Origin of the sequence: Flavobacterium rhamnosi (assembly GCF_048286515.1) — a bacterium.
Classification (GTDB): Bacteria; Bacteroidota; Bacteroidia; order Flavobacteriales; family Flavobacteriaceae; genus Flavobacterium.
On record NZ_JBLVPS010000004.1, the window covers coordinates 94,307 to 118,988 of the forward strand.

The window sequence follows — 24,682 nt, forward strand, 5'->3', positions numbered from 1 at the left end:
TAGAATAGAAGTATCTTTGCAAAGAGTGTTGATAACTAAATTTACCATTTATAAAATTAAATCTGTAACAATTCAACCTTTTTTAGACTTATTAAAAAAAATATAATTATGAAGTTTTTAGGAAATGTGTTGGCAACCATAATAGGTATTTTCATCTTTTTTATGTTATTCTTTTTTGGGATACTAATTATTGGAGCCATTTTTGGAGGTGAATCTGAAGGTATTACCGTAAAGAATAATTCAGTTATCGAATTGGACTTAACAGACATAAAAAACGACTACGCAGGCAAATATAAAGATCCTTGGATGGAGTTATTTTCCGATGGCAAAAACATAGGCCTTTCGGACATTATCAATGCAATTGAAGAAGCAAAAACTGACGATGATATCAAAGGAATTTCGATTTTGAACACCGATTCCTCCCTTGGAATGGCACAAAGCAAAGCCTTACGTGATGCATTAGAAAGCTTTAAAAAATCAGGGAAATTTGTAATGGCTTATGCCAATTCATTTTCCCAAAAGGAATACTACTTAAACTCCGTTGCCAGTCCTATTTATTTGAACCCCGTTGGGGAAATGGATTTTAAAGGATTGTCTTCAGAAATTATGTTTTTCAAAGATTTTCAGGAAAAATCAGGATTAAAAATGGAAGTGATACGCCACGGGAAATATAAAAGTGCTGTAGAACCCTTTCTAGAAGACAAAATGAGCGACGCAAATAGAGAACAGATTTCAGCATTATTGAATGCCGTTTGGAATTCCTTTACCAGCGATATTTCTAAAAGCAGAAACGTGCCAGTGGCTAAACTAAACGAAATTGCAAACGGGCTTCTGGCCAGAACTCCTGAAATGGCAAAAACACAGGGATTAGTTGATATTATAGCATATGAAGATGTATATCACAATGCAATTAAAAACATATTAAAAGTATCCAAAGATGACGATTACAATAAAGTAAAGATTTTGGATTATGCTAAAAAAGTAGCCACTACCTCAAAAATCACTGATTCAAATGATAAAATTGCTATCCTGTATGCGCAAGGTGAAATTCATAGTGGTGAAGGTGATGTTAATGTTATTGGCGAAGGTGCCATGCGTCGTTCACTTCAAGAAGCCAGAAAAGATAAGAATGTAAAAGCAATAGTGCTTAGGATTAACAGTCCGGGTGGAAATGCTTTGACTTCGGATTTGATTTGGAGAGAGATTGAATTAACTAAAAAAGTAAAACCTGTGGTAGTTTCTATGGGGAATTATGCAGCTTCAGGCGGATATTATATCGCATGTAACGCTAATAAGATTTTTGCCGAAAACAATACTATTACAGGTTCTATTGGTGTTTTTGGAATATTGCCTAATTTTAGTAAACTGACAAAAAAAATCGGGATAAACGTAGAACAAGTTAAAACGCATGAAAATGCTGCAAAATATAGTCCTTTTGTTCCATTGGATGAAAAATTTAAAGCAGTTACTCTTGAAGAGGTCGAAAAAATCTACAAAACTTTTGTTACTCACGTTGCCCAAGGGCGAAAAATGACATTTGCACAAGTTGACTCCATCGCACAAGGAAGAGTTTGGGCTGGTTCCGAAGCCTTGAAAATTGGGCTAGTAGATAAAATTGGAGGTTTAGATGATGCCATACATGAAGCTGCTGCCTTAGCAAAAACAAAAACATATACTACTCAAAACTATCCTGAATATGAAAAAAATTTCAATGATATTTTTGCCAGTTTACCATTTGCTAAATCCAAAGAAACATTTATCAAGGAAGAAATAGGGGAAGAAAATTATAAAATCATGGAAGAAATAAAAAGAGTACAATCGCAAAAAGGCGTTCAGGCCATGATGCCTTTTGAAATTAACATCCATTAAAATACAATCATAGTTTGCTGAAAAATCCGTTTAGTCAATTGATCAAACGGATTTTTTTATTTTATAAAGTTAAATTACTGCTTATAAAAAACATTCAGAAAACCACTACATTATAAAAACACTATTTTTGTAAAAATACAAGGCACCATTTTTGCAGCTTTGTAGAATCTAAATAAATCAAATTATGATAAAGAAAATTTTAAAAATCATTGGAATTCTGATCATCCTACTTGTAGGGACGTTATTGGCAGCTCCCTATTTATTTAAAGATCAAATAAAAGCAAAAATTGCAAAAGCTATTAATGAGAAAGTAGATGCAAAAGTCTCATTTGCAGATGCTGATTTAAGTTTATTCAAAAATTTTCCAAATGCGAATGTCACTTTAGATCAACTGGTCATTATAAACAAAGCTCCTTTTGAAGGCGACACTTTGATTTCATTCGGCGAATTGAATTTAAAAATGTCTATCAAAGAACTTTTTAAAGGCAAGGAAGAAGCGATAAATATTGACGGAATAACTTCAAAAAATGGATTAATCAATATCATCTTCAATAAAGATGGAATAGGGAATTATGACATTGCTTTGAAAGATGACAAAATTAAAGACGCTGGAAAAAGCAGTCCTTTATCGTTAAAAATTCAAGATTATAAAATCGAAAATTTCAAGTTCCGTTATTTTGACGAAAAATCAAAAATAAAAATGGTTATCGACAGCTTAAATCATGAAGGAACTGGAGATTTTGCAGCACAAAAACTGGATTTGGTTACCAAGTCAACAGCAAAAATATCGCTCGATGTGGATAAAGTCAATTATATGAAAGATATAGCTTTGACTTTGGATGCGGTTTTAGGAATTGATTTAGAAAAAGACAAATACACTTTCAAACAAAACAAGGCCCTAATTAATCAATTACCGCTGGAATTTGATGGATTTATTCAAATGATTGAAACGGGTCAGGAATACGACTTAAAATTCAAAACCCCAACTTCTTCTTTCAAAAACTTCTTAGGTGTTATACCGGCAGCATATGCATCGAGTTTGGACAACGTAAAAACAACTGGTGATTTTACGGTCGTAGGCTTTGCAAAAGGCTTATATTCTGATACAACTGTTCCAAAATTTAATATTGAAATTGCTTCAAACAATGCTTCCTTTCAATATCCTAACTTGCCAAAGTCAGTTCAAAACATCATTATTGATACTAAAATAATAAACGAAACAGGGATTCTAAATGACACTTACATCAATCTGGACAAGCTGTCTTTCAAAATAGATCAGGATGTTTTTAGTGCTAAAGCAAATATTAAAAACATAACACAAAATGCAATAGTCGATGCCGCTTTAAAGGGAACTATCAATTTAACAAATCTTTCTAAAGCGTATCCCATAAAACTGGACAAGCCTTTATCAGGGATTTTAAAAGCGGACGTAACTACAAAGTTTGACATGAAATCTGTGGAGAACAATCAATATCAAAACATTAATAACGCTGGAACAATGAGTTTATCCGGATTCAACTATGCAGATGAGAATGGAAAAACGATGAATATCAGTACAGCCTTAGTTCAGTTTAATCCTAGTCAAGTCAATCTGAAACAACTGAATGCAACCACTGGAAAAAGCGACATTAGTGTAACTGGTATTTTAGAGAATTTTTACGGATTTATATTTAGAAACCAGGAACTGAAAGGGAATTTCAACATGAATTCCAAGCAACTGGCCGTTGATGATTTTATGACAAGCGGTGAAGCCACTAAAACACAAACTAAAAAAGCGGAAGCCATGAAAATTCCTGCTTTCTTGAATTGTACGCTTACGGCAAAAGCGAATACAGTTCTCTATGATAATTTGACATTAAGCAATGTATCTGGAAAACTGATTGTAAAAGACGAAAAAGTCACTCTAGAAAATGTAAAAACATCAATTTTTGGAGGAACAATTGGTGTGAATGGGGCTGTTTCCACAAAAGGAAAAACACCTGTTTTCAATATGGATTTGAAATTAGATCAAGTAGATATTGCACAATCGTTCACCCAACTGGATATGTTGAAGAAAATTGCGCCTATAGCCGGAATCATCAATGGAAAATTAAATTCAAGTATCAAATTGAATGGAAATCTTGATGCTACAGAATTAACCCCTGATTTGAAAACATTGACCGGAGATTTGTTAGGACAACTACTTTCAACTACTATAAATTCAAACAATTCGACTTTGCTGACTGCATTGGGTTCCAACTTGAAATTCATTGATGTAAGCAAAATCAATCTAAATGATTTAAAAGCAGCTGTAACTTTTAAGGATGGAAAAGTGAACGTAAAACCTTTTAACATCAAATATCAAGATATCAAAGCTACTATAGGTGGAACGCATGGTTTTGATCAAAGCATGAACTACAATTTAAAATTTGATGTTCCTGCAAAATATCTGGGTTCAGAAGCCAATGCATTAATTGCAAAATTATCTCCTAGTGACGCAGCAAAATTGCAAAGCATTCCCATAAATGTGCTGTTAGTTGGAAACTTCACCAATCCGAAAATCACAACTGATATCAATAGTGCGGTAACCAAGCTTACCAATCAGTTAGTAACTCAGCAAAAAGACAGAATGGTAAAACAAGGAACTTCAGCTTTAACTGATTTCATCAATAAAAACAAGAAACCAGGAGATACTGCAAAAACTGCAACTCCCACAACCAAAGAGGAAACAGCCGCTGAAGTTAAGACGAAAGCTGCTGATTTATTAAACAATTTGTTTAACAAAAAGAAAAAAGCAGAGGAGCCTAAGACGACACCTTAATCTATTTATAAACTAAGAAAGCCTAAAAGCATTTGAAACTTTTAGGCTTTCTTATTATACATTAATCCTTACCACGTACCCTTCAGAACCACGAATATTGAAAACCGTTCCATCATCGAAAAGAAGGTACTGCCCTTTTATTCCAGTCAATTTCCCTTGAAATTGAGGTGTTTTATCTAAACTTAAACTCTTTACTTTATTTGTATATTCTAAAACAGGGTAGTGCATTTCATACAAATCATTTTTTTGCGAATAAAAATACTCCTGAACTTCTGTTGGAATTAGATTTTCTACTTTCAACCTTTCGGCAACTAAATCGATTTGCTCGACATTATTAGTCAGCATTTTTCTCCAATTGGTTTTATCGGCATAATGATTTTTTAATGCCACTTCGGTAATCCCAGCCAAATACCGATTAGGTACTTCTACAATAGAAATAGCTTGGGTTGCACCCTGATCAATCCATCGAGTTGGCATTTGTGTTTTCCTGGTTACTCCCACTTTTACCTCGCTGGACAAAGCCAAATACACAATATGCGGTTGCAACTGAACCTTTTCTTCGTAAACAAGATCTCTATCCTGAATTCCAAGATGAGCAGTACTCAATTCTGGTTTCATAAGCCAATCTCCAACTGCCGGACTGGAATAAAAACAATCATAGCAAAATCCTTGACGGAATATTTTTTTCTTTTTTAGGCAATTCAAACATTGGTATCCAACAAAATTAATTTCGATATTTTTATTCAGCAACTGATTCACATTCAAAAAACTATTCTCAAAAACTAAATAGTATTGAATTGGGTTTCCAAATTCGGTTTGCATTTTTGCAAGTACACCTTCGTATGTCATTCTATTTAAAGTTTCAGGTTTAACGCATCTAGTTAAACAAATTTTGTTATTTTTGGTAAAGTTATAACTCGTAATTCATAATTCATAATTTAAAAATGCCACTAACCATAATCAATTCGTTCGCCTCCTGGTTCCTGAAACAACGAATCCATCAGATTGAACTTTTCCTAAAATATCCAAATGAGGTTCAGGAAGAATTGCTTATGAATTTAATTCAGTCTTCAAAAAACACCGTTTTAGGCAAAAAATATGACTATGCTTCGATAAATTCCTACGCTACTTTTTCCGAAAGAATTCCAATCTCCACTTACGAAGAACTACAACCATTAATCGAAAGAACCCGTAAAGGGGAACAAAATGTTTTTTGGGAAACACCCATAAAATGGTTTGCTAAATCAAGCGGAACCACCAATGCCAAAAGTAAATTTATTCCAGTAAGCAACGAAGCATTAGAAGATTGTCATTATAAAGGAAGTAAGGATTTGTTATGTTTATATCTAAATAACAACGAAGAGTCAGAACTCTTTCTTGGAAAAAGTCTTCGTCTTGGCGGAAGCTCACAAATATATGAGGACAATAATACTTTTTTTGGAGATCTATCTGCAATATTAATCGAAAATATGCCTATTTGGGCTGAATTTAGCAGCACGCCAAGTAGCAAGATTTCGCTAATGAGCGAATGGGAAACAAAAATCGCTGCCATTATAAACGAAACAAAAAATGAAAATGTAACCAGTTTCGCAGGAGTTCCTTCCTGGATGTTAGTTTTAATGAATAAAATGCTGGAGGAAACCGGAAAAGGAAATCTATTGGAAATTTGGCCTAATTTGGAAGTATACTTTCATGGCGGTGTAAATTTTGAGCCGTATCGAGACCAATATAAAAAAATACTACCTAAAAAAGATTTTAAATATTACGAAATATACAATGCCTCCGAAGGTTTTTTCGCAATTCAGGATTTAAACTATTCCAGTGATTTATTATTAATGCTGGATTACGGAATTTTCTATGAATTTATCCCGATGGATACTTTTGGCACACCAGACCAAAAAATAATTCGCTTGGCTGATGTAGAACTTTTCAAAAATTATGCATTAGTGATTACTACTAATTCTGGGTTGTGGCGTTATTTGATTGGGGATACTGTGCGTTTCACTTCATTAAATCCGTATCGAATCCGGGTTACAGGAAGAACCAAACATCATATCAATGTTTTTGGAGAAGAATTAATGGTTGAAAATACAGATCAAGCTATAGCCAAAGCCTGTAAAATGACTCAAACAGAAGTAGTCGATTATACTGTTGCTCCTGTATTTATGGATGGAAAAGAAAAAGGTGCTCACGAATGGATGATTGAATTTAAAGACAATCCTGCTGATGTATCCCAATTTCAGAAAGCATTGGATGAATCTATACAATCGCTAAATTCTGATTACGAAGCCAAACGTTACAACAATATGACATTAAATCCGTTAGTAATTAATGTTGCTCGAAAAAATTTATTTTATGACTGGCTCAAAGTAAAAGACAAACTAGGTGGCCAACATAAAATCCCCAGATTATCGAACCAAAGAGATTATCTGGAACAATTAAAAAGCATGCAGGTCAAAATAATACAATAACAAAGATGAAAAATATTTTTTACATCCTGATCACATTATTTTTAATGAGTTCCTGCGGACCGCACAGAATGCGTTGTGGAGCACGAGGAATTTGTAAAGCACCAGATCAATCAGAAGTAAAAAAACAAAATCATCTTAAACTAATATAAATTCTACATAAAGGAAATGCCCATCTCAATAATAAACGAGATGGGCATTTTTATTCTTGATTAAGGCACACTTAAGAAGCGATTTCTAATCGTTTTAATAAGTTTTTATTGAGGGTTTCTTTCGCATATTCTCTGTCAATTTCTAATATTTTATCATCAGAACTTGGCAATTCATACATCGCATCCGTTAAGATTGCTTCACATAAAGAGCGTAATCCACGGGCTCCCAATTTGTATTCTAAAGCTTTATCAACAATAAAATCCAATGCTTCATTTGTAATGGTGAATGTTACCTCATCCATCAAAAACAATTTTTCATATTGCTTGATTAATGCATTTTTTGGCTGCGTCAAAATTGCACGCAAGGTTTCTCTATCTAAAGGATCCATGTGTGTCAATACTGGCAAACGACCAATAATTTCCGGAATCAATCCGAAATCTTTAATATCTTTTGGAATAATGTATTGCAACAAATTGTCTTTGTCGATATTGTCCACATTTTTAGAAGTGCTATAACCAACGGCTTGACGATTCAGTCGTTTAGAAATAATTCTTTCGATTCCATCGAAGGCCCCACCAGCAATAAACAAAATATTTTGTGTGTTTACCTCCACAAATTTTTGGTCTGGATGCTTACGTCCCCCTTTTGGCGGTACATTTACAACTGTTCCTTCTAATAATTTCAATAATGCTTGTTGTACACCTTCACCAGAAACATCACGTGTAATCGATGGATTGTCACTTTTACGAGCAATCTTATCTATTTCATCGATGAATACAATTCCTCTTTCGGCTTTGGCTACATCATAATCTGCAGCTTGTAGCAAACGTGTCAAAATACTTTCGACATCTTCTCCAACATAACCCGCTTCAGTTAATACTGTGGCATCAACAATGGCTAAAGGTACATCCAACATTTTTGCAATGGTTTTAGCTACCAATGTTTTTCCTGTTCCTGTTTGTCCAACCATGATGATATTACTTTTTTCAATCTCAACTTCATCGTCTAATTGCTGTTGCATCAAACGTTTGTAGTGATTATAAACCGCAACAGACATTACCTTTTTAGTTTGGTCCTGACCAATAACATACTGATCAAGAAACGCTCTGATTTCTTTTGGTTTTTTCAAAATTAAATCTCCAACCAGTTTTGAACTTCCGCTGGATTTTAATTCTTCCAAAACAATTCCGTGTGCCTGTTCGATACATTTATCACAAATATGCGCATTGATACCAGCAATCAATAAATTGGTTTCTGGTTTCTTTCTTCCACAAAACGAACACTCTAATATTACTTTTGCCATCTATTTCAGTTAGCAGTGTTCAGTTTTCAATTAACAGACTAAATAGTGTCAACTGAGAACTGAATACTAAATTTATCCTCTTATTAAAACTTCATCAATCATTCCGTAGGTTTTTGCTTCTTCGGCAATCATCCAATAGTCGCGCTCACTGTCACCATGTACTTTCTCGAAAGTTTGTCCTGAATGATGAGAGATAATTTTATACAACTCATCCTTTAGTTTCAACATTTCACGTAAGTTGATTTCCATATCTGTTGCAACTCCTTGAGCTCCGCCTGATGGTTGGTGAATCATTACTCTTGAGTGCGGCAATGCCGAACGTTTTCCGGCTGCTCCTGCACATAGAAGCACTGCTCCCATAGAAGCTGCCATCCCTGTACAAATAGTCGCTACATCTGGCTTTATGTATTGCATCGTGTCATAAATTCCTAATCCTGCGTAAACGCTTCCACCTGGAGAGTTCAAATAAATTTGAATGTCTTTTGAAGCATCAGCGCTTTCCAGGAACAATAATTGTGCCTGAACTATATTTGCAATTTGATCATCAATTCCTGTTCCGAGGAATATAATTCTGTCCATCATCAGTCTTGAGAAAACGTCTAATTGTGAAATATTCAACTGACGTTCTTCGATGATATATGGAGTCATGTTTTTAGGGGTCATTGCGCCTACGATTTTATCGTAATACATTGCATTTACTCCTTGGTGCTTTGTAGCAAATTTTTTAAATTCTTTACCGTAGTTCATATTTATTTGTTCTAAGTTTTACGAAATCTCTTGTATATCCCATTTAATGCAAAGGTCATACCTCTTTACCAAATAATGTCAATATGTCTTATTTTTAGCCCCGATAACAGTGAAAAGCTCTTTTTACTAACAAAAAAGGCAGCACTGAAAAACTTGCATAGAATAGCTGGATGTGCTCCTGAAATTAATTCAAATAAAAGAGCGTCAAAAAAACATTCTTTTGACGCTCAAATATACTTATTTTTTTAGAAATTATTCCCCGTATGAAGCAGCAATAAATTCTTCGTAAGTCACTTCTTTAGTTGTAGGATTTGCTTTTTCTTTGAACAATTCCAATAATTTCTCAGCAACAACCTGGTCAGAAAGTCTTTTTACTTCGTCTTGGTTTGACAAAACTCTTGCTACAATTCCCTGAACTTCTTCGTCAGTAGGATTTGTTTGTCCGAATTGTGCCATTTGTTGTCTGATTGACTTTGTGGTAAATAATTTCAAGTCCTCAAAAGTAATTTTGATATCACTTGAAGCCATTGCTCTACCTTCAATCAACTGAAAACGCAATCCTCTTTCTGATCTTATGTATTCTACCTCAGCTTCTTCAGCAGAAAGTTTTTTCTCACCTACAGTTTGCAACCATTTTTTTAGAAACTCAGATGGTAAGTCAAATTTTGTGTTTTCAATCAAGAAATCCTGAACATCAGCCAACAATTTTTGATCTGCTTGTTGTGCAAATTGATTTTCAGCATCTTCTTTGATTTTTGCTTTCAATTCTTCTAGAGAAGCTACAGTTCCAGCTCCAAAAAGTTTATCAAACAATTCTTGGTTCAATTCAGCCAATTCAGCGGTGTTGATTGCTTCGATTGTGAAATCTACATCAACTGCAAGTTCATGAACCTCATCATGACCTACTTTCATAACATCCATCAACTGATGCGCATCTTCGAATAAATCTTTTGTATTTACAGTTACAACATCTCCTACTTTTTTACCGATAAATTTATCAGCTGTAGCTTTATCTTTGAATATATCCAAAGAAATAGTTGTTGTGTTATTGATTCCTTTTTCTTCGTTTGTAAAGGTTCCTGTTAAATCTGAACCAGCTTCAACCACATCTTGAGGAATAGCTTTTCCAAATTGTTTTTGGATACGTTCAACCTGACCTTCAATTAATTTGTCATCAGCAGTAACCACATATTTTACAATGTCATTTTTCGCTTCTAAATCCAATTCGAAGTTTGGCACTAAACCAATCTCATATTCAAAAACCAATTCTTCAGCATCCCAAGAAAAATTCTCGTTTACTTTTGCAAGTGGCGTTCCAAGAAGATTTAATCTTTCAGATTGCACGAAACGCTCTAAAGCTAAATCCACAACTTTTTGAACTTCTTCTTGTTTTATAGCTTTACCATATTGTTTTTCAACAAGATCTTTTGGCACAGCCCCTTTTCTAAATCCTTTAACGGTTGCTAAAGGCATTTTCTCATTTATTCTTTTTGCTACTTGACCTTTGTAATCCATGTGAACAACTGTCATTACAATTGTTTCGTTTACTGCGTCTATTGCTACTCTTTTGATATCCATCTTCTTCTTTAATTTACATAATAAAATTGGGTTGCAAAATTATAAAATTTTTGTAACCCAAACAAGCTTTTTAGTCCCGAACCTTCGGGATTGAATTTTAGGTGGTTATTTGATAAAATCACAATTCTAAAAAGAAAAATAATTTGGGTATGTCTCTACGCAAAAACTGCGGATCAGGCTGCTCGTTCCAGCTTTTATCGCCCTGCCAAAAAAGCAACCCATAAAAAAGCTCCGCTGACATCCTTAATATGGTCCGAAGTGAGGTTATCTCACGTGTAGAAACGAAATGTATTGTTTCAAAACGTATTACTGAATTGAATAGGGATGCAATATTTCACTTTTTAGAATTTAATCAAAACCCTATTAAACTTACATATAAAAGTTAAACCAGCCGCTAGCACTGCTCCAAATTGATTTGCGCAGTTGATTTAATTTGAATGAAACTTTGTGTTTTGATTGTTTTGGAAAACCCAAATAATAGGCTTAATTTAGCCACAAACCACTTTAGCATGAGAACATTAGCACAAATACCGAAGTAGTTAAAATACTCAAAATAAATTTCATAAATTATTATAAATACTAAATCTGAACTAAAAATATGAAAAAAAATACTTTACTAATTGCACTTTTTTTTCTAACAGGAATAACTTACGGACAAACGGCACAGTGGGCAAGGGCGACTGGTGGTCCAGACCAATTAGACTTTGGCTCCGATATTCTGGCTGATGCCAACGGAAACACCTATACTTCTGGAATTTTCAGACAGACTACCAATTTCGATTCCGGAAATACAAATATTACTGAGGTAGCAATGCAATATGGTGACATATATGTCCAAAAATTGAGCCCCACAGGAAGCTTCCTTTGGGTTAAGGTTTTCAAGAACGAAATGCGCATGGAGTCATCCTATTTAACACTTGATACCAGTAACAATCTGTACCTGACTTCACAATTTACAGGTTCCATCGACCTTAATCCGGGTAATGAAACCGACGTTCATACGGTTATTTCCCCCTATCCGAGTGCTTATGTTGTAAAACTCAGCACTAACGGCGAATACATCTGGGGCAAACATTTTCAATTTGGTTCTACGATTAATTCAGGAATAGAAACTACAGGAATAGAGATTGACAACGAAAATAATATCTTACTCACAGGAGAATTTCAGAACAGCATCTATTTTGATTTTGGGAATACCGTTCAGGTCAGCACCGCGACAGGACGCAACAATTTCATTATGAAAATGGACACAGAAGGTAGCTTCATCTGGAATAAAATTTTCACCTCAAACTTATACGGGCGGTACAAAATCAACGATATTGCTACAGATTCTCAAAACAATATTATCTTGGCTGGAGGCACTTATGGAAATGTTTATCTCAATCCACCGTCAGGAAATTACATTCAGTCTGATGTGAATTACCCTGATTTAGCTATTGTAAAGCTTCGCAGTAACGGCGATTTTATCTGGGCAAAAACTGCGCAGGGAACAACGGTTGGGAACTCTAATTCAGCGGAACAAGCCAATGCAATTGCGATTGATGTGGATAATAATATTTATTTTTCCGGAAACTTCACCAACCGTATCAATCTCGAAACTTCTACTACTAGTTTTGTTCTGGATAGCGGCATCAACGACAGCAGTCAATCAACACCGTTTTTTGGAAAAATGAATTCAGAAAGTACTATGTTGTGGGCTAAAAAGCTCGACGGAGGCACCTCTACCAATTCCAGTGGAAGAACAGCCTCAATTATTGATATCACTACTCAGGGTCGTGTGTTCGTTGGTATGAATTATTTAGGAACATTCACTTATACCGTAAATGGCGTTACAGGCAGTAACACTACTTATAATGATCCATCTCGGGGGCAGCAAATGGGAATGTCTTTGGCTGAAATCAGTCCGTCAAACGGAAATTACCTCAATATGTATCACCTAAAAAACATATGGCATATTTGGCTTCATGGCTTAGATATCAGGAACAACTCGGCCTATATTTCAGGAAGATTTAGCGCCACTTTGGATTATGGGAATTCTGTCAGCATTACAACTGCAGCTGGTGGTAATACCGGGCAAGATGACGCCTTTGCAGCTCAAATCTCATACAGTACTTTAGCCATTACAGAAAACACACAACTTCCCAATACAATTGTGTTGTCTCCAAATCCCGTGCATAATCAATTGAATGTAACGGCAAATAACCAGAAAATTAGCAAAATAACAGTTACTGATCTGACAGGAAAGACACTTGGAACTATCCTGCCCTCTTCAACTGAAAGCACAAATAATATAGATGTTTCGCAATTAGCCTCCGGAACTTACCTGCTCACAATCTATACCGAAAAAGGAATCAATTCAAAGAAATTTCTAAAATTGTAGGTTTTAAATTATTGCTAAATTCGCAGCAAATTAAAAACACCAACTCGATTTCCTACAATTAAAAAAAAATGACAAATTTTCCAGTTACAACATCGACACTTTCAGCCACAGCATTAGAGCAATTTGTTAAAGAAAAATATGGTCTTAGCGAAAACTGTACTTGCAAATTGTTTAGAACAGGAATTAACCACACCTATTTTATTGCTGACAACGAAACAAAATATGTATTACGTGTCTACTTTTACAACTGGCGTTCTAAATCCCAAATTCTTGAAGAAGTCAATTTGTTACATCTTCTAAAAGAAAACCAAGTCAGCATCTCTTTTCCTATTGCAGACAAAAAAGGCCGTTTTATTCAAGATATAAATGCCCCAGAAGGAATACGTCATGCCGTACTTTTCTCGTATGCTGAAGGAAAAAAAATACGATCTATGGATGCTGCGACCTGTTTCTCTATTGGTTCCCTAATGTCCAAAATTCATACTACAACAGCTAACAAAAGTATTGAGCGCATCAATTACGATATAGAAACCCTGGTTCAATTGCCTTATGAATATGCAAAACAGTATTTTTCCGAGACAATAGAGGAAATGGAATTCATAAAAAAGCAAAGCGAAAAAATCAGCAAAATCTTTAAAAAAACTGCCTTAACAAAGGTTACTAAAGGAATTGTTCATTTGGATATCTGGTATGACAATATGAACATTAACGACAAAAACAAAGCAACCATTTTCGATTTTGATTTTTGTGGAAACGGCTTGCTTATTTTTGATGTTGCTTATTTCTGCAAACAACTATTCCATATCGAAGTCAATAAAGCCGAATACGAGCTAAAAGTTGAAAGCTTCCTAAAGGGATATCAAAGTACAAGAGCACTCTCTAAGGAAGAAATAAAAATGATTCCTGCTGCAGGAGTCGCCATTTGGATTTTTTATCTTGGGGTACAATCACAACGGTTTGACTGGTCAAATATATTCTTGACTGAAATTTACCTAAAAATGTATGTCGGAAGAATGAAATCTTGGATTGAATATAATGATTCGAAAGAAAACATGCGATAACGCTGGTAAAAATCACAAATGCTACCGCATGGAACTGTACTACAGACCTAAACATTAAACAATGGCTGATTGCGATTTGGTCGTCTGGACACGCTACAGAAATAAATTTCAATTTTCAACTGTTTAATAATTCACATTCAATCCAAAACCAATTCCCATATCACTGTCATAATGCGTTGTAATCCCAAAATTTCTCGTGACAATATAGCGCAAACCCGCCATATATTCCTTATCGGTATTCCACATTAAATTCATGCGCAATCTTTTGGAAACAGGAATATCCATGCGTTCAAATTGCAATCTGAAATTTCCATCGGTAAAAACTTCAGCTTGCGCTTTTATGAGCATTGGCAAAGTATATTCGACTCCGGCACTGAAAACGGCGCGATTGTCTTTGGTATTGGTTTGACCAAAAAGATTCTCTTCCATTGCCCCCATTTCCATTTTTCTGTACCGCCAGTCAAAACCGATGAACGGCATCAGCCATTGCATTTTTCCGATATATCTTCCAATATGGGTTTCCGTTTCATAACCGTGGTGACTGCTGTAACCTAAACGCCATTCTGTACCAATACTCCAACGCGTATTTCCTACCATAACCATTCCGTCATTTCCATTGGTAGCAAAATCATTTTCAGCCATAATATGAAAGGCTCTGTCATCAGCGAATAATTTGCGTCGGGCTAGTTTTGGGTTTTGAATTAATGGATTAGCAGGAGAATTTTCGTAAGAGAAAATCCTACCCATCCCTGACATCATGTGATACAAAATATGGCAATGAAAAAACCAATCACCACTTTCGGTAGCGGCAAATTCTAACGTGTCTGTCTCCATAGGCATAATATCGATTATGTTTTTCAGTGGGGCGTAATCTTCTTGCCCGTTTATTACCCTAAAATCGTGCCCGTGCAAATGCATGGGATGGCGCATCATCGAATTATTATGAATTATCATGCGTACTACCTCTCCTTTTTTAATTAAGATTTTGTCGGTTTCTGAAACTACTTTATTATCCAAACTCCAAACATAACGGTTCATATTTCCTGTTAGTTCAAATTTTAATTCTTTTACCGGTGCATTTTTTGGAAGCGTCGTTTTAGTTGGCGACTTAAGCATCGCATAATTCAATGTAGTTATATCTGATAGCACAGTAGAATCATGGATGTGATGATCTGCCTGACCATTATCCATTTTCATCTCTCCCATTTTATCTTCTTTCTTCTCCTTTTCAGTTCCAGTAATTTCAGGATACATTACCACATTCATGTCCATTTGGTTCAGTGACATTTGCATACCCATATCATCCAAATCTCCATTCATCTTCATCATGCCGTTCATCATTCTCATACCTTCAAAATATTTTAATTTAGGTAAAGGCAAAGTCAATTGCTTGATCCCATCGCCTAAATACAACGAAGTAGATTTCGTTCTGTCTTCAGAAGTCACCAGAAATTCGTACGCAGTTTTATCAGCAGGAATGGTTACAACAACATCATAAGTTTCAGAGACCGCAACGATCAAACGATCGACTTCAACAGGTTCCACATCATTTCCATCATTTGCAACTACAGTAATTTTTCCACCGGCATAGGTCAACCAAAAATACGTTGATGCGCCACCATTGGAAATTCGTAATCTAACCTTATCACCTGCTTTAAATTGCGAAAATTGACTTTCATTTTTTCCATTAATCAGAAATTTATCGTAATACACATCACTAACATCCATGGCATTCATTCGTTTCCATTCGTTAGTGGCTTTTGTTTTAAGATGCCCTGCTTTTATAGCCTCAGAATAGCTTTGGGTTGTTCCTTTTTGAATAGCAAACCAGTCCGTTCCATTGTGCAACATTCGATGCACATTTTCAGGTTTCATATCCGTCCATTCACTCAGAATAAGCGGAATGGTTGGCAAATTGTCAATTCCTTCTCTAAAATCCGGGTCTTCATTTCTTTTATTCATGATAAAAGAACCGTACATCCCAATTTGCTCTTGCAAACCCGTATGACTGTGATACCAATGTGTTCCGTGTTGAATAATTGGAAAAGTATATTTATGGGTAGTATGCGGTTTGATTGGCATTTGCGTCAAATTGGGCACACCATCTTCTTTGTTGGGTAAAAACACCCCATGCCAATGCAACGAAGTATCTTCATCCAATTCATTATGTACATAAATTTCAGCAATATCACCCTCGGTAAACGTGAGTGTGGGCATCGGAATTTGCCCGTTTACAGCAATGGCTCTTTTGGGCTTATCGCCAAAAGTGACAATGGTATCCCGAACATATAAATCGTAACGAATTGTTCTTGATGGCGCATTCTTAACTATTCTTTTAACTGATTCCTCTTTGACTTTGGTATTATCTACAGGATCATTTGAATGATTTTTATTCAAGTCATCATTTGCGCCTTTGTTTTGAACACCATTTACTTTTACTGGCATTCGCTTTTTAACAACTTTTTTTAGGGCTTGCTTTTTTGGAACGGTTTTTTTTACCAGTTTTTCTTTAATTAAATCCATCCCGCATTTGGGGCATTTTCCTGGTTTGCTGGCATGAATTTCGGGATGCATTACACAAGTGTAGCTTACCGGTTGAGTCTGGAGAACCTCCATCTTTTTAGACCTGTTTTCCGCATTGGTATTTTCTGGCGCAAAGAAACAAATAGTCAGGAAGAGAATTAATAGAATACTGCTTTTCATTATTTTTTATTTTTCAATGGACTTTTCAATCCTAATTTCTTTATAGTTTTAGATTTCTCAAACGCAATGCATTAGCAATTACTGAAACCGAGCTAAAACTCATCGCCAGTGCAGCAATCATCGGCGAAAGTAAAATCCCAAAAAACGGATATAAAACTCCTGCAGCAATTGGAATTCCCAACACATTGTAAAAAAAAGCAAAGAATAAATTTTGCTTGATATTTCGCATTACCGCATGACTTAAATTCTTGGCTTTGACAATACCATGTAAATCGCCTTTAACCAAAGTAATTTTAGCACTTTCAATAGCAACATCAGTTCCGGTTCCCATAGCAATTCCGATATCGGCTTGCGCCAAAGCCGGAGCATCGTTGATTCCGTCACCTGCCATGGCTACAATTTTCCCTTCCGATTGTAATCGTTTAATTTCGTTCAGCTTATCTTCGGGCAAACAGCTCGCTTTAAATGAACTTAAATTCAATTCTTGAGCAACTGCTTTTGCTGTATTTTCATTATCTCCCGTTAGCATTATCACTTCAACTCCCTGACTTCTTAATTCCTTTATAGCCGCGATACTTGTAGCTTTGATGGCATCAGAAATAGATACAAATCCCATCGCAATTCCGTCAACTGAAATATAAGAAACCGTTTTACCGAGTTTTTGTTCAGCTATGATTTTATTTTCCAATTCTTCAGAAACTGAAGCATTGACCAACTCCATTAATTTTTTATTTCCAAGAGACACTTTTTTATTGGTTACAGTACCAACAACTCCCTTACCAGAAATCGCTTCAAAATCTTTAACTTCGATTAATGAAATTCCTTTCGCTTTCGCAAAATTCACTACAGCTTGCGCCAAAGGATGTTCACTGTATTGATTTAAAGAAGCAATGCTTTGCAATAAAATATCTTCCTGATTACCGGCAGCATAAATTTTCTCCACGGAAGGTTTACCTTCGGTAATAGTACCTGTTTTATCGGTAATCAAGACATTTACTTTATTCATGTATTCCAGTGCTTCGGCGTTTTTTATCAAAACTCCCGACTGAGCTCCTTTGCCAACACCAACCATTACTGACATTGGCGTAGCTAATCCCAAAGCACATGGACAGGCAATAATTAATACCGCAATGGCATTTATAAATCCATAAACCATTGCCGGTTCAGACCCGAATTTTGCCCAAACAAAAAAGGTCACCAAAGACACCGCAACTACAATTGGCACAAAATATTTGGCAACTTTATCCGCTAGTTTCTGAATAGGAGCTTTAGATCTACTAGCATTATTGACCATTTGTATAATTTGCGAAAGCAAAGTTTCCGAACCTACTTTTTCAGCAATCATCTCAAAGGATTTATTTCCGTTGATTGTTCCTGAACTAATGCTATCCCCTATTTTTTTATCAACAGGAATAGGTTCACCCGTAATCATAGATTCATCAATAGTGCTTTCCCCGTAGGTGATTTTTCCATCAACCGGAATTTTATCTCCAGGTTTCACTCGCAATACATCTCCTTTTTTGATATCATGAATCGAGATTATTTTATCTCTTCCCGCGACAACTAAAATAGCTTCAGTAGGCGCTAATTTCAACAGTTCTTTTATAGCACCACTTGTTTGACTGTGTGCTCTTGCTTCTAATAACTGCCCAAGCAAAACCAATGTTAATATAACGGTTGTTGCTTCGAAATAGAGCGAAACGGATCCGCTATGAGTTCTAAATTCCTTAGGAAAAATATCTGGGAAAAACATTCCAGCTAAACTAAATAAAAATGCAACTCCTGTACCAATTCCGATAAGGGTAAACATATTCAAATTACCAGTAACTATTGACTTCCACGCGCGCTCAAAAAACATCCAACACGCATAAAAAACTACGGGAAGTGAAAATATTAATTGCACCCAATTCCACTTTGCGGCATCCATAATTCTCAGTAGTGGAGCATTCGGAATCATATCAGACATGGCAATTAAAAATACCAAAACAGTAAATACAGCTGCAATTTTCATTTTGCGCACTAACTCATTATACTGTTTATTTTCCACTGTATCGGTGGATTCCATTGGCACTAAATCCATTCCGCAAATAGGACAAGAACCCGGACCATCTTTAATTACTTCAGGATGCATGGGACAAGTGTACATTATTTTTACCGAACTCAATTCTGGAGCTTTCTCCAGATTCATCCCGCAAACTGGGCAACTTCCCTGTTTATCATAGACTTTTTCTCCCTCACAATGCATCGGACAATAATATTTACCTTGGGCATTACTGGGTAGAGTCACTATTGATGTGTCTTGTGATGCATTGGAACTACAACACGATTTGTCAATTAATTTTCCTGCTTTCTCATTAGAATAAACAGCATTATCCATTACTATTGTATAGTTTCCCGCTGCAGTTAAAGCCTCTTGTAATTGTTTTGTCGGAATGTGTTTATCCATTGTTATTTCTGCAATCGGTGGATCCAAAGTAATTGTTGCCTGAATCCCATCTATGGAATTCAATGCTTTTTCGACATTGGAACGACAGCCGTCACAACTCATTCCCGTGATTGTATATGTATGTTTCATAATATTGAATTAAAAAAGGCTTTATAAAAAATCACAGAACCGATTTAAAAAATTTGAATGTTGATGATGCTCTTCTTCTGTATCACTTTCTTTAGAAGCCATTTGGATATCTCCTGTAAGACATTTTCTAATTTCATTTCATTTTCTTGATCTCTTTCGGGTGCATTGGGCAAGTATACATTTCTTTATGAGTTTCCCTTTGATAAGATCTTCAGACTTCTTAAAGTAACGTCATTGTATTTAATGCTAAGAATATGCGCGGCACGATGATTCATTTTTTCATTATAAAATAACAAACTAAAGATTCATCTCTGGTATTCAAAGGTAAGTGACCTTTATTTTTACTTCTTGTAGAATTTTGGAAATGATTTGTAATTTTCACAACCCATCAATTCGCAATCTGTTATTCTTTTTTAATTGTTTAAAATGGGTTGGTGTTAGGCCAGTGAATTTTTTAAACTGATTGCTCAAATGTGCTACATCACTGTAATGCAATTTAATTGCAATTTCACTTAAAGTTAATTCTTTGTACATTAATAATTCCTTTACTTTTTCAATCTTTTGAGAAATAAAATAATACTCAATAGTCGTTCCGTGAACTTCAGAAAATAAATTACTCAGGGTGCTGTAATCCTGTCCTAATTGTTCCGACAAATAGTTTGATAAATTAGTTTTCAGTGCATCATCTTTATGATGAACTAAATTGACAATTAAGCATTTAATTCTTTCTATAATTATAGTCGTTTTATCCTCTAACAATTCGAAACCAAGCGATTGTAATTTTATTTGTAAATCTTCCTTCTGCTTTTCTTTGAAGTCCTCTACTAATTCAACTTCGCCTAATTCAACTGAAATTGGAGTAAGTCCCAATTTTTCCAACTCGAACTTTACAACCATAATACATCGATTGCATACCATATTTTTAATAAAGATTCTCATTTTACTTAATTATTTTGGCATACACTTTTCTCAACATCTATTAATTGCGACAGAACTGTATGTTTCATAAATTTACTGATTATAATAACCAACCTTGCTGTAAGCAAGGTTGGTTAGGTTTAAATACAAAAAAGAAGCTTTTACTTATTCGTTTTTTTTATGATTCGGGAACAGGTTCGGTTAACTTCATTCCGCATTTTGAGCATTTATCATTCAAAGTACCTTGAACTTCCGGATGCATCGGACAGGCATACCTTTTTTTAGCATTATTCCTCATTCTTGAGTTTTTTCCAATAGTCGTTGTGTCACTATCCACCACTATTGAACTATCATTCATCGTACGAGTCTCATCAGTTGCTTTTCCTTTATTTTTATCAGTACAGGAAAGCAATACAAAAACCATTAACAGGCCTAAAAAAATAGATTTTTTCATTTTAATTTATTTAATACATTTTGAAGTCATTAGCTTTTTCAACAAGAGAACACCATAGAACACAATCCAATGGTATTAGATGATTCTAAACATTATTTATTTTACTCCTATAAGTAATCCAAAATGAACTACTTAATAATTTCGACTGTTTTGCCGCAACTCAACATTTGAGAACCATAATACGGATTTTTAATAGCGGGGTCTTTGCTTAACCAATTGGCCCCTTTACCATCATTTGCCATCGGACAGAACTGGTAAAAAACAGGTGTTTCATACTTAGCGACTTTTATCAAATCATGCATTTTTTTTGATAAAGACATAAAAAGAGTTCTTTGTTTTTTAATGTCTTGTGTTTCAAAAATACTTTTAGTTCCAGTAATCAAATCTTTCATGACTTTCATCCAAACCATATGAACTTCAGGCGATAGCTCGTCCATTTTAACCGCATTTATTGAAGCTAGCAAGTCTTTTGCTACTGAAGAAGCCACTTTACCATCTGTTTTCACTAAGGCATCCTTCAACAAAAAATAATTATCAAAAACCGGTTTCAATTGATTATTAGTTGTTAGTTCTTGTTTTAGAGTTTCTGAATTATTGCTGTGAGTCCCATGGTTTTTCATAGGTTCCTTTTTAGGTTTTGCAACAGCAACTATAGCTTCTCTTTCGTATTGACAGCATCCCGGAAGAGTATTATAAGCCGCTTCTGGAGCCAGAAAACTACTGCTGTCATAACCCGCCAAGGCAATCCGTTTTAGTATTTCCTCTTGATTCGTTTTTTGCGAATCATAGGTCAGAATCGCCAATTGAGTATCTTTACTCCAATCTACTTTAGCCACACTTTTCAAGTTCCCGGCTTTCTCGATAGTTGTTTTGCACATCCCGCAATTCCCGTAAATTTTTACCGTTTCGGTTTTGGCATTTTTAATTTGTGCAGCGTTTACCGTGATTGAAAGCAGCACTGTAATCGCCATCATTATTTGTTTTATAGAGTTCATTGTTTTAAATAATTTTGAAGTGAATTAATCAAAAACCAATAGAGAAGCACCAGCATGTAGTGCTAAAAATTGAATTTGACTATAAATTTAATGAATTTAAAGCACAACGCTTTGAACTAAGCCCATTTATGGCTGTCTAAAAAGGAATCTAGCTTATTTTAGGCGGAAGCCAAACGGATCTGAAATCAGAAGTAATAATAATTTCTGAAAAATAATAATTTTGTTTTTGCGAAGAAAAACGGAAGATTTTATTGTTTAAATCAGTGTGAAACAATAAAGCTAAACCCAAATGAAGCGCAGGACAGCCGCAGAAAACACCTTTACAAGCTCCACCGCAACCCTCATGATTTTCCTTTTTAGAGGATTTTTCTTTGTTGCAACAATCAGCTTTCTCTGTTTTTGAAGAAACCTCTTTCTTACAACACGCTTTCTCGGATTTAGTTTTACATGCAAAAGCTATGCTTGGTGTCATAAAGAAACCAAACATAACTAATAATACTATATAAAACTTTTTTAACATTGTATATTCCAAAATTAAGCACAAAGGTATTAAATCAGCGGTCAAGGCGAATTTATTCACTCCCAAATACTTGTTAAAACAATTGATTATTTTCCTTCTCCTAGTATACCATTCATTATGGATTGCAATAATGACAATATTATACTAAAAAATAATGCTGTCCAAAACGTGTCGACACTAAATCCTCCCACAATTTTCGTACACAATAAAATAATCAATGCGTTTATGACCAACAAAAACAATCCCAATGTAATAATAGTAACCGGTAATGTTAGTATTACCAATATTGGTTTAATGAATATATTAAGTAACCCAAGAACAATAGCTACAATTAATGCTGTAGTGAATCCAGCTACATGAACACCCGGCATAAAATTAGCGATTAGCAATACTAAACCTGATGTAATAAGAATTCTGATTAGTAAATTCATAAATTTTGTTTTAAAATTTTAATAAATGTAGTGAAAATTTAAAATCATTTAATTTATTTTAGAAAAGAACTCACTTTTTGATAAAAAGAGGCTGGGTTTTCGGCATGAAGCCAATGCCCTACATCAGGAATCGTTTCGATCGTTGAATTTGGAAAATGATGTTGAATATTTTCGAAATCGCTGTCGAGAATATAATTAGAATTTCCTCCGCGTATAAATAGCGTTGGCTTGCTGAATATCAAATTCTCCGACAATGGGACTCCTATTTCATCCATTTTTGTGTTGAAAACCGCCAAATTAAATCGAAAGGCGAGTTGTCCTGGTTCTTTCCAGTATAAATTTTTCATAAGGAATTGCCTCGTTCCAAAATCAGGGATATATTTTGCCATAATTTCCTCGACATCGTTTCTAGCTGGTTTGACTGAAAAATCAACGGCATTCAATCCTGCCAAAATATCATGATGGTGTTGGGGATAAAATTTTGGTCCGATATCCGCAACAATCAATTTATCTACTAATTCAGGATGCGTTGCTGCCAGAAGCATGGCTACTTTTCCGCCCATGGAATGTCCGATGATATTTATTTTTTCTAAATTATGGACCTGGCAATATTCGAAAACATCCTGAACCATGAGTTCATAACTGAATTCTTCAGAATGTAAACTTCGGCCATGGTTTCGTAAATCGAGAATATGAACTTGAAAATCGGAAGCGAATTGAACACCTAATGTTTTCCAATTGTCAGACATTCCAAGGAATCCGTGAAGAATTAAAAGTGATTTACCTGAGCCTTCTATTTTTGAGTACAACATAGTATAGGGTTTGTGGAACGCGTGGGGGGCAGTAAAAAACATGGAACAAAACGAAAGTGAAGTTTTGCGAACACATAAATAGTCTTGACCGTTTTTCAGCTGATTACGTCCAAATTTCTTTATTTTAATTTTTGTAAATACATATTGATTACATTATCTAATCCCAGATAAAGTGCTTCGGAAATTAAAGCATGTCCTATGGAAACTTCCAGTAATCCCGGAATGTTTTGCTTGAAATATTCAATATTATCCAAACTCAAATCATGACCTGCGTTAATTTCTAATCCGATCTGATTGGCCAAAATTGCGGATTCCATATAAGGTTCAATTCCTTTTTTATTCCCTAAACTGTACTGATATGCATACGCTTCAGTATACAATTCAATTCTTTCCGTCCCAATATTTTTTGCTCCTTCAATCATCTCGAGAATTGGATCCACAAAAATGGAGGTTCTTATCCCATTTCTTTGAAATTCCATAACAATCTCTTTCAGATAATCGGCATGTTTTATGGTATCCCAACCTGCATTGGAGGTGATAGCATCGATCGCATCAGGAACTAAAGTTACTTGGGTAGGTTTTATTTCCAGAACCAGATCAATAAAGGTTTTCTCTGGATTTCCTTCTATATTATATTCAGTATAAACTATGGATTTCAAATCTCGGGCATCTTGATACCTGATGTGACGCTCATCTGGACGCGGATGAATCGTTATACCTTGCGCTCCAAACTTTTGAATGTCGGTTGCCACTTTTAATAAATCGGGAACATTTCCACCGCGAGCATTTCGTAAAGTAGCTATTTTATTGATGTTTACACTTAACTTTGTCATTGGAACACTTTTTGATTATGTGATAGTATTTATTGCTGCAAAAATACAAAGTAAAAGGTAGGAGTTTTTGCTTATTTTTGAT

General features: G+C 35.0%; 19 protein-coding genes. 6 read left to right on the top strand and 13 right to left on the bottom strand.

What is annotated here, in order from left to right; all coding sequences use genetic code 11:
* Positions 1 to 108 precede the first annotated feature (108 nt).
* Together sppA and ACNQGN_RS04750 are read left to right on the top strand one after the other, a co-directional pair.
* Positions 109 to 1,869 (top strand): signal peptide peptidase SppA, encoded by a 1,761-nt coding sequence (gene sppA, locus ACNQGN_RS04745; RefSeq protein ID WP_417986702.1) that lies wholly within the window; start codon positions 109 to 111, stop codon positions 1,867 to 1,869.
* Positions 1,870 to 2,053: 184 nt separating this feature from the next.
* A complete protein-coding gene (locus tag ACNQGN_RS04750; protein ID WP_417986703.1) occupies positions 2,054 to 4,669 on the top strand; it encodes an AsmA-like C-terminal region-containing protein in 2,616 nt (871 codons plus the stop codon).
* A gap of 54 nt (positions 4,670 to 4,723) precedes the next feature.
* Here the strand turns inward: ACNQGN_RS04750 and ACNQGN_RS04755 are convergent, their stop codons facing one another.
* On the bottom strand, positions 4,724 to 5,518 hold the full coding sequence (locus tag ACNQGN_RS04755; RefSeq protein WP_417986704.1) for a DUF2797 domain-containing protein: 795 nt from the start codon (positions 5,516 to 5,518) through the stop codon (positions 4,724 to 4,726).
* Between the two features lie 95 nt (positions 5,519 to 5,613).
* On the opposite strand from ACNQGN_RS04755, the gene ACNQGN_RS04760 reads away from it, so the two are divergent.
* Together ACNQGN_RS04760 and ACNQGN_RS04765 are read left to right on the top strand one after the other, a co-directional pair.
* The gene (locus ACNQGN_RS04760; RefSeq protein WP_417986705.1) at positions 5,614 to 7,140 is read left to right on the top strand and encodes a GH3 auxin-responsive promoter family protein; all 1,527 of its coding nucleotides are present in this window, start codon (positions 5,614 to 5,616) and stop codon (positions 7,138 to 7,140) included.
* 5 nt (positions 7,141 to 7,145) lie between these two features.
* Positions 7,146 to 7,289 carry a hypothetical protein gene (locus ACNQGN_RS04765; protein WP_417986706.1) on the top strand — a complete coding sequence of 48 codons (144 nt, stop codon included), beginning with the start codon at positions 7,146 to 7,148 and terminating at the stop codon, positions 7,287 to 7,289.
* Between the two features lie 71 nt (positions 7,290 to 7,360).
* On the opposite strand, the gene clpX is transcribed toward ACNQGN_RS04765, so the two are convergent.
* From clpX to ACNQGN_RS04780, 3 genes are all read right to left on the bottom strand, one after another.
* On the bottom strand, positions 7,361 to 8,593 hold the full coding sequence (gene clpX / locus ACNQGN_RS04770; RefSeq protein ID WP_417986707.1) for an ATP-dependent Clp protease ATP-binding subunit ClpX: 1,233 nt from the start codon (positions 8,591 to 8,593) through the stop codon (positions 7,361 to 7,363).
* A 72-nt stretch (positions 8,594 to 8,665) separates the two neighbouring features.
* Positions 8,666 to 9,340 (bottom strand): ATP-dependent Clp endopeptidase proteolytic subunit ClpP, encoded by a 675-nt coding sequence (gene clpP, locus ACNQGN_RS04775; protein WP_417986708.1) that lies wholly within the window; start codon positions 9,338 to 9,340, stop codon positions 8,666 to 8,668.
* 252 nt (positions 9,341 to 9,592) lie between these two features.
* Positions 9,593 to 10,918, bottom strand: a complete 1,326-nt coding sequence (locus ACNQGN_RS04780; protein WP_417986709.1) for a trigger factor — start codon at positions 10,916 to 10,918, stop codon at positions 9,593 to 9,595.
* 598 nt (positions 10,919 to 11,516) lie between these two features.
* On the opposite strand from ACNQGN_RS04780, the gene ACNQGN_RS04785 reads away from it, so the two are divergent.
* Entirely contained in the window at positions 11,517 to 13,298 is a 1,782-nt protein-coding gene (locus ACNQGN_RS04785) for a T9SS type A sorting domain-containing protein (protein ID WP_417986710.1), read from the top strand.
* A gap of 68 nt (positions 13,299 to 13,366) precedes the next feature.
* A complete protein-coding gene (locus ACNQGN_RS04790) occupies positions 13,367 to 14,359 on the top strand; it encodes a phosphotransferase (RefSeq protein ID WP_417986711.1) in 993 nt (330 codons plus the stop codon).
* A gap of 123 nt (positions 14,360 to 14,482) precedes the next feature.
* Here the strand turns inward: ACNQGN_RS04790 and ACNQGN_RS04795 are convergent, their stop codons facing one another.
* From ACNQGN_RS04795 to ACNQGN_RS04835, 9 genes are all read right to left on the bottom strand, one after another.
* On the bottom strand, positions 14,483 to 17,062 hold the full coding sequence (locus ACNQGN_RS04795; protein WP_417986712.1) for a multicopper oxidase domain-containing protein: 2,580 nt from the start codon (positions 17,060 to 17,062) through the stop codon (positions 14,483 to 14,485).
* Positions 17,063 to 17,102: 40 nt separating this feature from the next.
* Positions 17,103 to 19,637: a heavy metal translocating P-type ATPase gene (locus ACNQGN_RS04800; protein ID WP_417986713.1), complete on the bottom strand. Its 2,535-nt coding sequence runs from the start codon at positions 19,635 to 19,637 to the stop codon at positions 17,103 to 17,105.
* A 378-nt stretch (positions 19,638 to 20,015) separates the two neighbouring features.
* A complete protein-coding gene (locus ACNQGN_RS04805; RefSeq protein ID WP_417986714.1) occupies positions 20,016 to 20,576 on the bottom strand; it encodes a helix-turn-helix domain-containing protein in 561 nt (186 codons plus the stop codon).
* 157 nt (positions 20,577 to 20,733) lie between these two features.
* A complete protein-coding gene (locus ACNQGN_RS04810; protein WP_417986715.1) occupies positions 20,734 to 21,009 on the bottom strand; it encodes a heavy metal-binding domain-containing protein in 276 nt (91 codons plus the stop codon).
* 128 nt (positions 21,010 to 21,137) lie between these two features.
* Positions 21,138 to 22,004 carry a DUF3347 domain-containing protein gene (locus tag ACNQGN_RS04815; protein WP_417986716.1) on the bottom strand — a complete coding sequence of 289 codons (867 nt, stop codon included), beginning with the start codon at positions 22,002 to 22,004 and terminating at the stop codon, positions 21,138 to 21,140.
* Positions 22,005 to 22,152: 148 nt separating this feature from the next.
* Complete coding sequence (locus ACNQGN_RS04820; protein ID WP_417986717.1) at positions 22,153 to 22,476, bottom strand: hypothetical protein; 324 nt, start codon at positions 22,474 to 22,476, stop codon at positions 22,153 to 22,155.
* Between the two features lie 134 nt (positions 22,477 to 22,610).
* A complete protein-coding gene (locus ACNQGN_RS04825; protein WP_417986718.1) occupies positions 22,611 to 22,955 on the bottom strand; it encodes a phage holin family protein in 345 nt (114 codons plus the stop codon).
* Positions 22,956 to 23,008: 53 nt separating this feature from the next.
* Entirely contained in the window at positions 23,009 to 23,767 is a 759-nt protein-coding gene (locus tag ACNQGN_RS04830; protein ID WP_417986719.1) for an alpha/beta fold hydrolase, read from the bottom strand.
* 119 nt (positions 23,768 to 23,886) lie between these two features.
* Positions 23,887 to 24,600 (bottom strand): pyridoxine 5'-phosphate synthase, encoded by a 714-nt coding sequence (locus ACNQGN_RS04835; RefSeq protein WP_417986720.1) that lies wholly within the window; start codon positions 24,598 to 24,600, stop codon positions 23,887 to 23,889.
* Positions 24,601 to 24,682 lie beyond the last annotated feature (82 nt).

Bases quoted from the DNA above. Each gene is read 5' to 3' on its own strand.
- ACNQGN_RS04760 (WP_417986705.1), top strand. From the start codon at position 5,614: ATGCCACTAACCATAATCAATTCGTTCGCCTCCTGGTTCCTGAAACAA.
- ACNQGN_RS04785 (WP_417986710.1), top strand. From the start codon at position 11,517: ATGAAAAAAAATACTTTACTAATTGCACTTTTTTTTCTAACAGGAATA.
- ACNQGN_RS04825 (WP_417986718.1), bottom strand. From the start codon at position 22,955: ATGAATTTACTAATCAGAATTCTTATTACATCAGGTTTAGTATTGCTA.
- ACNQGN_RS04755 (WP_417986704.1), bottom strand. From the start codon at position 5,518: ATGACATACGAAGGTGTACTTGCAAAAATGCAAACCGAATTTGGAAAC.
- clpP (WP_417986708.1), bottom strand. From the start codon at position 9,340: ATGAACTACGGTAAAGAATTTAAAAAATTTGCTACAAAGCACCAAGGA.
- ACNQGN_RS04835 (WP_417986720.1), bottom strand. From the start codon at position 24,600: ATGACAAAGTTAAGTGTAAACATCAATAAAATAGCTACTTTACGAAAT.
- ACNQGN_RS04820 (WP_417986717.1), bottom strand. From the start codon at position 22,476: ATGACACCAAGCATAGCTTTTGCATGTAAAACTAAATCCGAGAAAGCG.
- ACNQGN_RS04800 (WP_417986713.1), bottom strand. From the start codon at position 19,637: ATGAAACATACATATACAATCACGGGAATGAGTTGTGACGGCTGTCGT.
- ACNQGN_RS04830 (WP_417986719.1), bottom strand. From the start codon at position 23,767: ATGTTGTACTCAAAAATAGAAGGCTCAGGTAAATCACTTTTAATTCTT.
- sppA (WP_417986702.1), top strand. From the start codon at position 109: ATGAAGTTTTTAGGAAATGTGTTGGCAACCATAATAGGTATTTTCATC.
- ACNQGN_RS04805 (WP_417986714.1), bottom strand. From the start codon at position 20,576: ATGAGAATCTTTATTAAAAATATGGTATGCAATCGATGTATTATGGTT.
- ACNQGN_RS04795 (WP_417986712.1), bottom strand. From the start codon at position 17,062: ATGAAAAGCAGTATTCTATTAATTCTCTTCCTGACTATTTGTTTCTTT.
- ACNQGN_RS04815 (WP_417986716.1), bottom strand. From the start codon at position 22,004: ATGAACTCTATAAAACAAATAATGATGGCGATTACAGTGCTGCTTTCA.
- ACNQGN_RS04780 (WP_417986709.1), bottom strand. From the start codon at position 10,918: ATGGATATCAAAAGAGTAGCAATAGACGCAGTAAACGAAACAATTGTA.
- ACNQGN_RS04765 (WP_417986706.1), top strand. From the start codon at position 7,146: ATGAAAAATATTTTTTACATCCTGATCACATTATTTTTAATGAGTTCC.
- ACNQGN_RS04790 (WP_417986711.1), top strand. From the start codon at position 13,367: ATGACAAATTTTCCAGTTACAACATCGACACTTTCAGCCACAGCATTA.
- ACNQGN_RS04750 (WP_417986703.1), top strand. From the start codon at position 2,054: ATGATAAAGAAAATTTTAAAAATCATTGGAATTCTGATCATCCTACTT.
- clpX (WP_417986707.1), bottom strand. From the start codon at position 8,593: ATGGCAAAAGTAATATTAGAGTGTTCGTTTTGTGGAAGAAAGAAACCA.
- ACNQGN_RS04810 (WP_417986715.1), bottom strand. From the start codon at position 21,009: ATGAAAAAATCTATTTTTTTAGGCCTGTTAATGGTTTTTGTATTGCTT.